This is a genomic window from Paraliobacillus sediminis, assembly GCF_003426055.1.
Map to the genome: position 1 here is coordinate 346,686 of NZ_QJSI01000002.1, position 14,914 is coordinate 361,599.

Below are 14,914 nucleotides of genomic sequence, written 5' to 3' on the forward strand. Positions count from 1 at the left end.
TCTGGGTCATATCAATTTAGTACGACCTTATATCACAACACGTATAGCATGTATTTTCTTATATATACTATATGTGAGGTGATGACATGAATAACAAGAACAATAAGTATATGAAGAAACAGGTTGATAATCAACCAAACCGGATGGAACAAGAAAATACGTCGGTGAATGTTGAGATGGCCAGCTATGTTGCTTCTGATGATGATAAAAATGAGCGACACAATAATAATGCGCGTGCTTTAGCAGCTGTTGAACCAGAATATCCGAGAATTAATACAGATAATCTCTAACAGTAAAACGAAATCTGAAAAATAATACAGTGAATAATCCTTAAACGAAACAAGAAGTACGGAGTGTATAGTTATAGAAAGCATATATCCTATATTATACCTATTTAACGCTCTTTCACAATACATTTCAACGCTTAACGTTACTGATTTTCCTAACTAAAATAAAATGACCGTTTAGTGATAATCACTTAACGGTCATTTGGCTTATTTATTTTTATTTACATATTGTCGCATATGATCTTTTATACCTGAGAAGCATATAGTCGCTGGGTCTTCATCAATTGGCAATGCAATGTTGTCAATACCTACTGGTAATGTATCTTGGAAGACCTCTTCATACTTAGCAACACTAATTTCTTTTCTATCTGCTAGTAATTTCTCGTGCTGGTCTGCAAATAAGGCGTCACGATAGTTTGGTTGTAATATTCCTGAGAAGAATTCGCCTACTGCTCCTGATCCATAGCTGAATAATCCTATTCTAGCTCCTGGCTCAATGGTATCATTTAATTCAAGTAAGGAAATTAAGCTTAAGTAAAGTGCTCCTGTATAAATATTACCAACAATTGTATTATATCGCTTACTAATTTCAAAATTAGCTAATAAGCGATCTTTGTCAGCTTCTGTACCTTCATCAATCACAGTTCTTAGTGCTTTTAAGCCCATCTTTGTATATGGTAAGTGGAAAAAGATAGATTCAAAATCCTTTAATTCGAATCCTGTCTTTTCTTTATGTTCTTTCCAAACACTTTGGAAAAAGCTCAAATATTGATCGACAGAAAGCTTTCCTTGTACATAGGCTGTATCCGAATAAATTGGACGCCAGAAATCCATCACCTGTTCAGTTTGGTAAGCACTTGGGCTCTCGATTGTCATGATTTTTGGATCTTTACTTACTAATATGGCAACTGCTCCTGCACCCTGGGTAACCTCACCAGTTGTATGTAAGCCATAACGTGCTATATCAGATCCTAATATAAGTACTTTACTTTCTGGATTTAATGCAATATGGCCTTTTGCAATTTGAATACCTGCTGTCGCACCATAACAAGCTTGTTTTACTTCAATTGATCGTGCACTCGAGTTTAAATCCAATAACTCATGGATATAAATAGAAGCTGCTTTGGAGTGATCAATTCCTGATTCTGTTGCAAAAATGACATAATCAATCGTTTTCTTATCTTCATCAGTTAATATTTCTAGCGCAGCATTTGCAGCTAAGGAAACAGAGTCCTGTGTAATAGGTGGAACGGCCATTTTCTCTTGTCCAATTCCAATCGTAAATTTCTCTGGTTCTACATTTCGTGCAATAGCCAATTCTTTTATATCTACGTACATATGTGGTGTATAAAAACCAATTTTATCAATTCCAATTTTCAAAATAGTTCACAATCCTTTTTCATTTAATATAAATCTTCATCTCCACTTGCATTTAATATGTTAGAAATCTTACCTAAGTATAACACCGAATAATGCTTCAGGAAAACCCTATCATTTTCTCTTTGCTGTTTTAGTTGGTCTAGTTGATTTTACAATGCCTCTTGTTTTATACTAGTACACAAGATAGGGAATCCTTTCTTGATTCATTTCGTTGTTATTTCTGAGGATACCCTATCTCTTTTTTATCTTCAAGTAATTTAGACTATTTAATTTACTTTACTAAAACGAGTAAATGGATAAAAGTCAACAGGGAACCTATTATCTACTTATTTAGAAGTAAATAGAGTCAATGAAATATTCTATCTTTCGGATTCAAGTTATTATATATTTCTATGAAGGAGTGCGTGAAAATATGGAAGATGTTGTGATTGTTAGTGCAGTACGAACACCAATTGGTAAGTATAAAGGAAGCCTGAAAAATATATCTGCAGAAAAATTAGGAGCACTGACAGTTAAAGAAGCTATTCGTCGTGCTCATATTACGCCAGAAGAAGTTGATTCGGTTATTTTTGGAAACGTTTTACAAGCGGGACTAGGTCAAAATCCAGCACGACAAATTTCTGTGAATGCTGGAATACCTTATGAAGCAACTGCTATGACAATTAATGAAGTATGTGGTTCTGGTTTAAAATCTGTTATTCTTGGCAGTCAAGCTATTCAACTAGGTGATGCGGATATCGTTGTCGTAGGCGGTACAGAAAATATGACACAAGCGCCTCATCTTTTACCGAATTATCGTATGGATAAAGACGCGGATGTGTCAAATTTAAAAGACAGTATGATCCATGACGGTTTAACTGATGCGTTTGATCAAACCCATATGGGAATTACAGGTGAAAATGTAGCAGAGAAACTAGTTGTTTCTCGTGAAGAGCAAGATGCATTTGCTTTACGATCGCAACAAAAAGCACAACATGCGATTGAAACTGGTAAATTTGATGATGAGATCATTCCAGTTAAAGTAGAAGATGACACTGGCGAAGAATATTTATTTTCCGCAGATGAACATGTCCGTAAAAATTTAAAAATAGAAGATTTGCAGAAACTTAAAACACCGTTTCTTAAAGATGGAACAGTAACAGCTGGTAATGCATCTGGTATTAACGATTGTGCTGCAACACTTGTACTGATGAAGAAATCAACGGCAGAAGAAAGAAACATCCCATATTTAGCGACAATTAAAGGATATGCAGAAGTTGGTACAGATCCTTCATTAATGGGCTATGCACCATATTATTCTATCAAAAAGCTAATGGAGAAAACAGATCTTAGTTTAGATCAGATCGATTTATTTGAATTAAATGAGGCTTTTGCTTCACAAAGTATTGCAGTATTAAGAGACTTGAAAATTGATACTGACAAAGTAAATGTTAATGGTGGTGCAATAGCACTGGGCCATCCAATTGGCGCATCTGGAGCTAGGATTCTAGTAACATTACTTCACGAAATGCAAAAGACAGACGCCCATTATGGTCTAGGCTCTCTTTGTGTAGGTGGCGGAATTGGTGTTTCTATGATCTTGGAACGATAGATAAATAAATTAAAAATGCAAGGCCAACTAGGTTGTACCCTATTGGCCTTGCATTTTTTTATTCTATTAAACTCTTCTTTTTTGAAAAACAGCTCGACCATTCTTAGTGATGGTTAGGAATAGAGAAAGGATCGGAGAGAAATTAGGTTTGGTTTTCTTTCCCTTGCCTATTCGTGTTAATTGTTGCGCGTACCAGATTAATTCCATTAATCCTTTATTGTCAATAAAAGACAACCCTGTTTTTATAGGTTTTATGACAACTTTCGTACCTTTGTCAAGTAATATTTGATTCGCATAGCCTGGATCTATAGCTAATGGTCTTGCTAATCCGATTAGGTCAGTTGCTCCGGACTGTAGTGCTTCATCCATTCCCGAACGGGTTCTAAATCCACCTGTTAAGATCAGTGGTATACGTGTTTTCTCTTTTAGTTTCGACGCATATTCTAAAAAATACGCTTCTCTTTTAATTGTTGATTCCTTTACATTATTACCAGTCATTTCTGGTCGTTCATATGTACCACCAGAAATTTCAATTAGGTCAACACCAAGTCTATCTAATTCTGTGATCACGAATTGTGATTCCTCTTCAGAAAAACCTGCTTTCATAAAATCAGAGCTATTGATTTTAACACCTATTGGAAAGTCATCTCCAACTTCTAAACGCATAGATTGATAGATTTCTGACAAGAATCGGAAGCGATTTTCAACTGTTCCGCCCCATTTATCATCTCTCTGGTTGTGTCTTGGAGAAAGAAATTGACTGATTAGATAACCATGCGCCGCATGAATTTGCACACCAGTAAATCCAGCACTTTTAGCGAGTTTCGCTGTGTTAGCAAATTGTTGGATCAGGTCATTAATTTCTTCTTCGGTTAGTGCACGACACATTGGAAAGAAACGTTGGAAATTTGGCTCAAAAGGAATTGCAGATGGTGCCAAAGCTTCAGAGGCGACCCCTTTAATAACCTGTTTTCCTGGGTGATTGATTTGCATCCATAAATGGGTATTGTTTTTCGTGCCTGCTTTCGCCCACTTTTTAAATACTCCAAGATTGTTGTCATTATCTAATACAATATTTTTAGGCTCTCCAAGTGCTGTGTTGTTTATCATTACGTTTCCGGTAATGACAAGTCCAGCTCCCCCATCTGCCCACGCCTCATATAAACGATTAATATTGTCCGTTGGAAGGTGATCTCTTGTAGAAAGGCCCTCACTCATTGCTGACTTCACGATGCGATTTTTAAATGTTATCGCTCCATTTTTTAAATAAAAGGGCTGACTTACAGTTAGTTCGTTCATATTTTAAGTCTCCTCTCCTATTTTCACCTATCTGCTACTATAAATGCCTGGATAAGCTCTGGCATTTCTTCTATAGAAATCGTTCGAAAATCTATCATGACCTGTTCCTCTTGAATCCGTGTAATGATGGCTGGCGTTCCAAGTCTAAGTTTTTCAGCCAATTCATTTTCTGAATAGGTAGCATGTGTTAACGAGACCACATATGTTGGAAGTTGGACATCTGGCATCGTCCCTCCACCAATTTGTGAGGTCGATTCTTTAATATAACAGTGATATCCTGTATCTACTTCCGTTAACGCTGTTATAAACGCATTTGCCTGGTTTTCAATCTCGCTTAACGTTTTTGTAATATCTCTTACTGTAGGAAGTTTTCGCGTAGCTTCCTCACTTGTTAGATAATCGCGTAGTGTTTTTTCAAGTCCTGCAAAAGTCATTTTATCAACGCGAAGGACTCTTGCTAATTGGTGCTTTTTCAATCGGTTAATTAGTTCCTTTTTACCAACAATAATACCAGCCTGCGGTCCTCCTAGTAATTTATCCCCGCTAAAAGAGACGAGATCAACGCCAGATTGAATCACTTCTTTCACAACTGGCTCCTCGCCAATACCATCTTTTCTAAAGTCATATATAGATCCGCTTCCCAAATCCTCATAAAAAATTAGACCCTCGTGTTGATTTTTAAGCGTTACTAAAGCCTCTGTTTGAACCGACTCAGTAAAACCAATCATTTTAAAATTACTTGTATGTACTTTTAATAACATACCTGTATTCTCACTGATTGCATTTTGATAATCATACAAATGCGTCTTGTTTGTTGTACCAACTTCGACAAGATTAGCTCCACTTTCCTCCATAATCGAAGAAATGCGAAATGAGCCGCCAATTTCTACAAGCTGTCCTCTGGAAACAATCACTTCTTTATCTTTGGCCAATGCCCGTAAAATCAGATAAACAGCTGCGGCATTATTGTTCACAACCATCGCCGCTTCCGCACCAGTAACTTCTATCAATAATTCTTCCAAAATATCATGGCGTGATCCACGTTTTCCTTCATCTATGTTGTACTCTAAGTTCGAGTAACTTCCCGCAATAGCCACTACATGCGCAATCGCATCATCACTTAATCGTGCTCGTCCTAAATTCGTATGTAAAACAGTACCCGTACCATTAATAACAGGTGTAAGAAAATCTTCTTGTCGCTTGTGTACACTCTCCTCTGTACGGGTAATGATGTAGTTGAAAAAGTTTTCTTTTGAGGGGTTTTCAATCGGTGAAGTACCAGTGAGAAGCTTCACGCGCAAGTCACTTATTATCTGTTGGATGACTGTAATAACCCGTGATTCAGTTAAACCGGTTGTTTCAATAAGCTTTATGAATTGCTCACTTTTTTTAAAAGCATGCACGGGTGGCAATTCCCTTACTAAATGCTTCATCTTAACGCCTCCTCTTCGACTGTACATTATTAGTATAAAGGCAAATGTTTTTATTGGAAAGTTAAAGCTACTGCTGATCTGACGTGTAGTCCTAATCAACAGTAGCTTTTTTGTTAGTGTTTGTCTATTTCTTCGATAATATCTGCCAGATCAGGATATTCGCCTGTCTCTCGTTTCGAATAGATCTTGTTCCCATTCACACTAATCTCAAAGACTCCACCAGAGCTTGGGATTAACTCTAATGATGTGATTGCGGTTCGATAATGGGTAAATAACTGTTCCGCAAAACTTGCGGCTTTAGGTGCGTAGTTTCATTGCATGCAAAATTCAATAACTAGTTTATAATCCATTCGAGGTTGCCTCCTTCTTACTCGTATCTATCTTCTTATTATAACGATAATAGGGATAAAACTAAAAAGTTATGCTCGAATGTATTAGATCCAATAACGCTTCGTTTCACCACGTTTGGTAAGATCTAATTGATCTAATAGCTCTAGTAGTGGAATAAGGTATTTACGTGAGACATGCCAGATTTCTTTTGCATCTTTTAAATTAAAAGAATCTCCTGTTTGTTGCTGTAACGTATGAATTGCTAGCTCAAAAGCTTTTTTATCAACAAGCAACTCTGCTGTTAACTGATAGGCTTGTTCTGTCTGAAGCAAATAGTTCTTTAATTCATCTACTTCTTTTTGTGAAAAAGGTGTGCCGATAAAGTAGTCTTCCCATTTTTGTACAGACAGACCATCAGCAGCAACCGTCTGAATAATTTCTACCATCCGTTTTGCCCATTTTTCGGGAAGGTGTGGTAAAAAGCTTGTCACAGCAATAAATTGACTTTCTTTTTTTATTATACCCTCTGCTATTGCTTCTTCCAACGTATATACGACCAGTTGCTTTGGAAAGTGAGCTTGTACCAATTGGATTAATTCAGCTTTATTCATACCGATACGCATTGGAAAAGCTTGATGATAGTGATTCAATTCGGTTACCAACATATCCTTAATGATTTCGACGTCTTTTTTTCGTGCATATTTTTTACTGGATAAGCTAATAAATTGATCATTTTCTACAAGTTTCGCGACTACTTCTTTATCTAGTGAAGTCAGTTGAATAAGTTGATCAAGGGACAACAAACCGTCATGTGAAAGTGCATCAACAATTAAATCCACTGGCGACCCTTGTTTCTTTTTCTCAAGCACCTCGATTGTTTCAATACCAAAACGATATTTCTCACCAAGTGGATCAATCACCCAACCACCACCTATTGTTTCTACAGGAGTTGGTCTTCTTAAAATAAAACGATCACCCCTGCGAGCAACTACTTCATTATCTAATCGAATTTGACAGAGCACTTCTTCTGTTTCTTCTGTTAGCTCATTCCGATCAAAAAAGACAATCTTACCGATCACTTCGGAAGTACCAATATGAACCTTTACAGGTGCACGTTGTTTTAATGTGTGCCGGATAGCTTTTACAAATCGAATCGAAACATCGATCGTCTGCGTGACTAAAAAATGTTCAGAAGTTACTAAAACGTCACCACGTTGGATCTCTTCACGATCTATTCCACCAAGGTTAATCGCTGTTCGTTGACCAGCTCTTGCATCTTTTACATCATTGTTATGTACCTGAATATTTCGCGCGCGCACTTTTTTTCTAGATGGTAATACAGTTAATTGGCTTGCTTGTTTAACAATACCTTCATAAATTGTTCCTCTTATGATCGTCCCTTGTCCCTGGACAGTAAAAACCTGATCAATCGGCATTCGAAAAGAACCATAACGATCGCGATTTTCTATCGTATTAACCTGCCTAAATATCTGATCTTTTAACTGATCAATTCCTTTTCCTGAAACACTATCAACATAAAACACTTCCGAATGTTCAAAAGCAGTTCCTTCAAGATTGTCGGCTATATCTAAACTGACAAGTTCTAACATGTCCGCTTCGACACGATCGATTTTTGTTACCGCAATAATAGCGTGTTTCACACCTAAAAACTCTAATATCTCAATATGTTCCCTTGTTTGTGGCATTACACCTTCGTCTGCCGCAATAACAAGTACGACAAGATCAATACCAGCAACACCAGCAATCATTTGACGAATAAAACGTTCATGACCAGGTACATCGACAATTGAAACGTGCGTACCATCTTGTGTATGTATCGGGGCATAACCTAAAGTAATCGAGATGCCGCGTTCTTTTTCTTCTTTCAATCGATCTGTATCGACGTTTGTTAATGCTTTCGTTAGCGTTGTTTTGCCGTGGTCAATATGCCCGGCCATGCCAATCGTATAATATGACTCTTCCATTTTTAAACCTGCTTTCATCCGTTCTTTATATCTCTACTTTAATCATAGATTGCAGGTGAATCAAGCATAATAGATTAAAATGATATAATTTCATCAAACACCTTACTTGCGATTCGACTAATTTCGTTATAAACTAATACAAGCTTCATATTAATATCTAATGGGGTTGGATGGGTGACTGGTGTCCTCCTGGGTCTTCAAAACCCTGAGGGGCCTGCGTGTCAGGCTCGGTGGGTTCGATTCCCACACAATTCCGCCAAAATATAATACTACTATTTTTCACTTTAGTAATACATCTTTAGAATATCTTAATAAGAAAAAAACTGTTAGCTTATAATCACAAAAAAGGCCAAATCATTATCTGATTTGGTCTTTTCTTCTTCTTTTAAGCATTGCCTTCTTCTGCAGCCATTGCATCTCTTTTGGTAGGATGAACAGTACCAAATGGATGATTAGGTGGAGCATAGATCGAATATAGTTTTAGTGGAATAGTGCCTGTATTGATGAGATTATGCCACGTGCCTGCAGGGATAATAATGGCAGAATCATCATAGACATTTTCTTCAAAGGTTACATTGTTTTTTGTGTTGCCCATCCGAACATTTCCCTGGCCTTGTTCAACACGTAAGAATTGATCAACATCAGCATGCATTTCTAAACCAATATCTTCGCCTACATCCAGACTCATTAATGTCACTTGAAACTGTGATCCTGTCCATAATGCTGTGCGAAATGTATTGTTAGTCTTCGTTGCATCATTAATATTAATGACAAATGGTTGTGGTCCATAATCTTTTGTAGGTATATTCGTGTCTACGTTTGAATAACGCATATTATCAACTCTGTTCCACTGATTTAACTGATTAGAAAAATCCGACTGAACAAACTGTCTTCCGAAATGATACATCGGTGCTTGCACATAATAAGGATAGTGAGCCGGATACATATATGGTATATAGTACATTCTTACAATCCCTTCAACGTTGATAAAATTATCCTATGCACGTCGTTCGGGAATGTACGTCACTTAGATCGCATTTATTTAATTAAAGCGCACATTTACTACACTAGGTCAAGAAAGATTTTCCATAGCTCAATATGGCCCTATTGCATCTTTTCAAACTCTGCTACCATCATCTCGTAATTTAATGCACCCAAAGCTTTATAACGAATGATACCCTTGGAATCTATCATATAAGATGAAGGAATTGGACGTATTTGATATGTTGTTGCAACCTCGTTCTTTTCATCTAGAAAAATCGGGAATGATAAATTAAAATCTTCTTTAAAGTCATTGACATCAGTTAGATTTGCTTCTGTTTCTGTTAAATTGACTGCTACTATTGCAACGTCATTTGCTTGATAAAATGCTTCCATATCTGGCATTTCTGCACGGCACGGTGGGCACCAAGTCGCCCAGAAGTTTAACATGACCCTTTGGCCTCTGTAATCTGATAGTTTTACGGTTTCTCCATCTAATGTCTCGAGTTGGAAATCAGGTGCAATGTTATCTACCTCAATTCCGATTTTAGCATCCGACGTTTCATTTTCGATAGTAGAAAGATTTTTTTCTTTACCATCTTTAAGTAAGTCAAAAATGGCGTAACCGAACATTCCTACAAGTACGGCAATAACGATCACTTTTTTCATTTACACCCCTCCTTATCCTAAATTTGAGAACCAACTGTCTTGTACGAATCGTAATAAGATATTAGAAATTCGAGCTAACTGTCCTGTAAATAGAAGGAGGCCCATAACAACCATAATCCCGCCACCAATTTTCATTATTTTTTGACTATATGTAACAAGCCATTTTGTTGAACCTAAGAAAAAAGTCAACAAGAAGAATGGAATCGCAAAACCAATAACATACGTAATGGTATAGACAGCCCCCATAGTTGGATCACTACCAGCGATGACAAGAATAGATGCAAAGATCGGACCAATACATGGTGTCCAGCCTGCAGCAAACCCCATTCCTACAAAAACAGTGCCTATATAGCCAACCGGTTTTTTAGTAAAGTGAAAACGTCGTTCTTTCATAAGGCCTTTCCATTGAATTAGACCGGCAACAAACAGACCCATGATGATAATAAAAAGACCAGCAATGCGTTGTAGAAAAACACCTGATTGACCTGATAATAAGCCTTGCACCCATTGTCCAAGAAGCGATACGCCTACACCCAAACTTATGAAAATAAGCGATACACCTAGTATAAATAGACTTGCGTGAATCAATAATTTTCTACGTACTTTAATTTCTTGTGATCCCTGTATTTCTTTTACAGTCATTCCGGTTATGTAGGATAGATAAGCTGGGAACAATGGCAGTGTACAAGGCGAAAGAAAAGACAGGGTTCCTGCACCTAATGCTAGCCAAAGTGTAATGTCAGCAACTGGATTCATTTTTTTACCCTCTTTCTATAGATACATAATAAAATAACAGCTAAACTAATAGCTCCATAAAACCAATGACTTAGATAAAATTGAAATACTGTTGTCTCTGAAAAAATAGATAAAAGCCATTGTCCAATACTCCATGTTACCAAACCAATTAATACTAATTTTTCTTTAGCTAACTTGTCTTGTTGCAAGACGAATAGTATTAGTAATAATAAGAGTAAACCTAAGTACGGTAAACTAAATGCGGCTGTTCCTGCTATCAGTTGAATAAAACCATACGTAAATGAAGCAGTGAAAAACACAATTAAAAAGGCATACAGTAACGCTATTACTTGATGATATGCACGCTTTGTCTTTATTTGCACATAAATCACTGATAAAATATTCGCAATATAAAATGCTGCGGAGTCACTGGGATAGGCTAATATCGAGATTGGATCAGTTATAAATGTGCTAAAGTTAGTTAAAATCTTTCCAATCCACAAAGCTAAGACAAATACAATTAGCAGGTTGATCACTTCATCTGTCTTTTGTTTTGTGGTAATTTTTGAGTAGGAACTAATAGTACGAAAAAAAATAATTCCGACAATGAAACTTGCTAATAGTATTACAAGTTCACTTTTAATAACTAAAGGTCCAATCAACCAAGCAGATGGCATCAAACATCCCTCCTCCTCTTTTTATAAGATTATTAATACTATGTTAAAACAAGACAACGAAAAAGAACGATAAAGGTATGTCACAGACCTCTATCCCCCTTATTCTACTTCATTAAAAGAACTTTTCTAGTAATGAATAGATGACAAATGCCGCTCCTGCCAGGAACGCTATTTTTTGAGGCGGTCACAACATGGTCCATAAGCTTTTCACTTAATATTCCATCTCTCCTTCATTCAGTTCTGCCTTAATTGCATAATGTACTGCATTTAAGTCAATCGCTTCGGCACTAAAACCAGCAGTATTAAGGAATTTGATCATTCCATTGGAAGAAATGCGTTCGTCAAGAGGCGGACCAGATTCTGTTTCAATTGCTTTCCACTCGATAAGTAGCAATTCTCCACCGGGCTTTATTATGCGTTTTATTTCATTTATTGACGTTTCTAAATTTGTTACTTCATGAATAACTAATGATACAAGTACTTTATTTACCGCGTTATCAGGTAATTGAATATCCTCTAAATCACTTATAACATAATCAATATTGTCTAATCGTTCCTTTGTTGTATTCTCTTTTAACATATCAAGCATCTTTGGTTCGATATCAACAGCGTATACCGTATTAGTTGTATTTCTCGCAATAGGAATAGTGAAATAACCATTACCTGCTCCTAAATCTGCAACTTTATCAGTAGGAGTTAATTTTAGATAGTCTATTATTTTGCTCTGTGGCAATTGCACTTTCCGCTCTTCGCTCATTAATTTATCAGCATGTTCTGGATTAAATCGCTTATTTGTCAACTTATTTTTTGCCCCTTTCGGATTAAGGATGCGGTGAATCAAATTAGTTAGACCACCGTTACCTTTTGTATTGTTCATTTAAAATTAGTTTTTCTACTCCCAATCAAGCATGCCACCTGTCATATTAATTACGTTGAATCCTCGTCCTTCAAGAAATTGTGATGCACGACCGCTTCTTCCACCAGATTGACAAACCATAATATATTCCTTTGACTTATCTAATTCATGCATGCGAAATTCTAATAATCCTAATGGTATGTTTAAAGCACCTGGAATTATTCCCGAAGATACTTCCGCTACTTCACGTACATCTATAATGTTTAGCCCTCTATTTTCTGCTAACAACTTTTTTAATTCACTTGTTGAAATGTTTTTCAAGAGTATATCTCCTCTCATTTATAAATTTTAAAAAACCGATCGTATCAATGTTATTACATTAATTATCATATACCCCTAATGGTATTTAGTCAACCAATTGATTCTGATTTAGAATGAATTAATTGTAATTAAGGCATAGCATTTATATAATGTAATAGGAAATACTTGATACATATTCGTAAAGTAATAAATAATCTTATATTTCGTGTCTGTGGTGTAATTATTTTAGAGCATCTTTTAAACTAAAAAATAACAAATTGACTAAAGGATGAAGAATATGAAAGTTTTATTAGCAACACCTAATTTTCATCAGCCGCGTGGAAATACGATAACGGTGCAACGAATTGCGGACGGATTAGAAAAGCTTGGTATTAATACAGAGATTATTTCAACAACAGAAAATCAGCTAATTAAAAGTTTACCTGAAGCGGATATCGTCCATGGTTTCCATGCCTATCGTTTCTACACGTTTATGCAACAGTTAGATACAAAACCAAAAGCATACATGATTACGATGACAGGTACGGATTTAAATCATAATCTTTATGACGATGATACACGCCACGATGTGATCACTTGTCTTCGGGAAGCAAAAGCAATTCATGTATTTAATGAAGAAGGGAAAAAAAAAATTGAGAAGGAGATTCCAGAGATAATGGATAAATTGTTTATGATTCCCCAAGGAACAAGTGCGTTTACACAAGCGAGCATTCCTCATAAAAAACAAGACGGTTCTTTTTTGTTTGTTTTACCGGCTGGAATTAGAAAAATAAAAAATGTACCAGCAGCAATTACGATGCTCAAGTTACTCCGCGAGAAGTATACAAACATACGACTATGGCTAGTCGGTCCTATTCTTGAAGAGGCAGAAGGTATAAAAGTGAAACGTTTGGTAGAAGAGAATAATGAATGGGTAAGTTATCTTGGACAAGTTCCACATGATCAAATGGGAACCATATACAGGCAAGCGGATTGTATTTTAAACACGTCAGTTTCTGAAGGCCAGTCTTCAGCCATTCTAGAAGCAATGGGATACGGTTTACCCGTTTTAGTAGCAAATAATGAGGGAAATGCTAGTATTGTAATGCATGAAGAAACTGGTTTTATATATGATTCGTCAAGCCAATTTCTTGATTATGCAGCGCAAATAATGAATAATATAACTTTAAGGCAAGCTATCGGGCATCAGGCTAAAAGTTATATTTCAGCTCATCATTCAGGTAATGATGAAGTGGAAAGCTTGTTACGTATATATAAAACCCGATTAAAATGATTTGTTAACAGAGAATATTTGATTAGAGGAGTGATACCATGTCAAAGAAAGAAGAAATTATTAAATTAACATCTTTATCTACGAAAGGTGGCTGAGGATGCAAAATTGGTCCTGAAGACCTGTCGCAGGTTCTGCGACACTTACCTAAAACTGTAGCTGACCCGAATCTACTTGTTGGCTTAGATACATCTGATGATGCAGGTGTCTATAAGATAAATGAAAATACTGCCCTTGTACAAACACTGGATTTCTTTACACCAATTGTTGATGATCCTTATATGTTTGGACAAATTGGTGCAGCAAATGCACTAAGTGATGTGTATGCAATGGGAGGAAAACCATTAACAGTCATGAACATTGTTGGCTTTCCAATTAATACATTAGATAAAAGCATTTTAGCAGATATATTAGCTGGTGCTTCTGACAAGGTAGTCGAATCTGGTGCTGTATTGGTCGGTGGACATTCAATTGATGATGATGAGCCTAAGTTTGGTTTATCTGTAACAGGTACCGTTCACCCCGACCATATACGTGCAAATATTGGCGCTAAACCAGGTGATCGTATTATATTAACGAAACCAATTGGTGTTGGGATTTTAACTACGGCCCTTAAAAATGGTTTACTAGATGATGCTACAATTAAGGATGTCATGGATGTCATGGCGACATTAAATAAATATGCTTCTGAGGCAATGGATGGCTATACTGTAAACGCATGTACCGATGTAACTGGTTTTGGCCTACTTGGCCATACACGAGAAATTGCTGAAGGTAGTAATGTTGGGATTACGATAAATTATAAAGATGTACCAGTATTATCAAAAACACGTGAGCTAGCTGAACAAGACGTTATTCCTGGCGGTTCCAAGAAAAATCATAAATGGCTTGCTGATTGTATTGAATACGGTGACCATATCAGTAAAGTTGATCAATATATTCTTTGTGATGCTGTTACGTCTGGTGGCCTTTTGATTTCAGTTCCAGAATCTGAAGCAGACTCTCTGCAACAAAAATTTCTTGATAATAATGTTTTTTCAGCCATTATTGGTGAAGTAACAAGTGATAAACCAGGTAAAATTACTGTTATTTAAAAACAT

At 36.4% G+C, this 14,914-nt stretch carries 14 protein-coding genes, 1 tRNA gene and 1 pseudogene; 5 read left to right on the forward strand and 11 right to left on the reverse strand.

The features are described from left to right. The first annotated feature begins 86 nt into the window (after positions 1–86). Positions 87–290 carry a hypothetical protein gene (locus D2K60_RS07835; protein WP_117169456.1) on the forward strand — a complete coding sequence of 68 codons (204 nt, stop codon included), beginning with the start codon at positions 87–89 and terminating at the stop codon, positions 288–290. 204 nt (positions 291–494) lie between these two features. Here the strand turns inward: D2K60_RS07835 and D2K60_RS07840 are convergent, their stop codons facing one another. After that, the gene (locus D2K60_RS07840; protein WP_117169457.1) at positions 495–1,667 is read right to left on the reverse strand and encodes a hydroxymethylglutaryl-CoA synthase; all 1,173 of its coding nucleotides are present in this window, start codon (positions 1,665–1,667) and stop codon (positions 495–497) included. A gap of 412 nt (positions 1,668–2,079) precedes the next feature. Between D2K60_RS07840 and D2K60_RS07845 the strand changes: the two genes are divergently transcribed. Further along, on the forward strand, positions 2,080–3,258 hold the full coding sequence (locus D2K60_RS07845; RefSeq protein WP_117169458.1) for an acetyl-CoA C-acetyltransferase: 1,179 nt from the start codon (positions 2,080–2,082) through the stop codon (positions 3,256–3,258). A 66-nt stretch (positions 3,259–3,324) separates the two neighbouring features. Here D2K60_RS07845 and D2K60_RS07850 read toward each other — a convergent pair whose 3' ends face one another. From D2K60_RS07850 to selB, 4 genes and pseudogenes are all read right to left on the reverse strand, one after another. Beyond that, the gene (locus tag D2K60_RS07850) at positions 3,325–4,557 is read right to left on the reverse strand and encodes an NADH:flavin oxidoreductase/NADH oxidase family protein (RefSeq protein ID WP_117169459.1); all 1,233 of its coding nucleotides are present in this window, start codon (positions 4,555–4,557) and stop codon (positions 3,325–3,327) included. 23 nt (positions 4,558–4,580) lie between these two features. Then, positions 4,581–5,990 carry an L-seryl-tRNA(Sec) selenium transferase gene (gene selA, locus D2K60_RS07855; protein WP_117169460.1) on the reverse strand — a complete coding sequence of 470 codons (1,410 nt, stop codon included), beginning with the start codon at positions 5,988–5,990 and terminating at the stop codon, positions 4,581–4,583. 113 nt (positions 5,991–6,103) lie between these two features. Then, positions 6,104–6,289, reverse strand: a pseudogene (locus tag D2K60_RS21200) (Rdx family protein); the annotation flags it as partial. A 135-nt stretch (positions 6,290–6,424) separates the two neighbouring features. Then, a complete protein-coding gene (gene selB, locus D2K60_RS07865; protein ID WP_117170359.1) occupies positions 6,425–8,305 on the reverse strand; it encodes a selenocysteine-specific translation elongation factor in 1,881 nt (626 codons plus the stop codon). A 162-nt stretch (positions 8,306–8,467) separates the two neighbouring features. Here selB and D2K60_RS20635 point away from each other — a divergent pair. Beyond that, positions 8,468–8,564 (forward strand) — tRNA-Sec (locus D2K60_RS20635). A 126-nt stretch (positions 8,565–8,690) separates the two neighbouring features. Here the strand turns inward: D2K60_RS20635 and D2K60_RS07870 are convergent. The 6 genes from D2K60_RS07870 to D2K60_RS07895 form a co-directional block, all read right to left on the reverse strand. Then, the gene (locus D2K60_RS07870) at positions 8,691–9,269 is read right to left on the reverse strand and encodes a cupin domain-containing protein (RefSeq protein ID WP_117169462.1); all 579 of its coding nucleotides are present in this window, start codon (positions 9,267–9,269) and stop codon (positions 8,691–8,693) included. 140 nt (positions 9,270–9,409) lie between these two features. Continuing rightward, a complete protein-coding gene (locus tag D2K60_RS07875; RefSeq protein ID WP_117169463.1) occupies positions 9,410–9,955 on the reverse strand; it encodes a peroxiredoxin family protein in 546 nt (181 codons plus the stop codon). Positions 9,956–9,967: 12 nt separating this feature from the next. Next, positions 9,968–10,711 carry a cytochrome c biogenesis CcdA family protein gene (locus D2K60_RS07880; protein WP_117169464.1) on the reverse strand — a complete coding sequence of 248 codons (744 nt, stop codon included), beginning with the start codon at positions 10,709–10,711 and terminating at the stop codon, positions 9,968–9,970. Beyond that, positions 10,708–11,367, reverse strand: a complete 660-nt coding sequence (locus D2K60_RS07885; RefSeq protein ID WP_117169465.1) for a hypothetical protein — start codon at positions 11,365–11,367, stop codon at positions 10,708–10,710. The genes D2K60_RS07880 and D2K60_RS07885 overlap by 4 nt, the downstream gene beginning before the upstream one ends. Positions 11,368–11,578: 211 nt before the next feature. After that, positions 11,579–12,244 carry a class I SAM-dependent methyltransferase gene (locus D2K60_RS07890; RefSeq protein WP_117169466.1) on the reverse strand — a complete coding sequence of 222 codons (666 nt, stop codon included), beginning with the start codon at positions 12,242–12,244 and terminating at the stop codon, positions 11,579–11,581. Between the two features lie 15 nt (positions 12,245–12,259). Then, positions 12,260–12,562, reverse strand: a complete 303-nt coding sequence (locus D2K60_RS07895) for a rhodanese-like domain-containing protein (protein WP_420818812.1) — start codon at positions 12,560–12,562, stop codon at positions 12,260–12,262. A gap of 259 nt (positions 12,563–12,821) precedes the next feature. On the opposite strand from D2K60_RS07895, the gene D2K60_RS07900 reads away from it, so the two are divergent. Both D2K60_RS07900 and selD read left to right on the forward strand, forming a co-directional pair. Further along, a complete protein-coding gene (locus D2K60_RS07900) occupies positions 12,822–13,817 on the forward strand; it encodes a glycosyltransferase family 4 protein (RefSeq protein ID WP_205418591.1) in 996 nt (331 codons plus the stop codon). Between the two features lie 38 nt (positions 13,818–13,855). Next, positions 13,856–14,908, forward strand: coding sequence for a selenide, water dikinase SelD (selD, locus tag D2K60_RS07905; protein WP_205418592.1), 1,053 nt, complete (start codon positions 13,856–13,858; stop codon positions 14,906–14,908). Positions 14,909–14,914 lie beyond the last annotated feature (6 nt).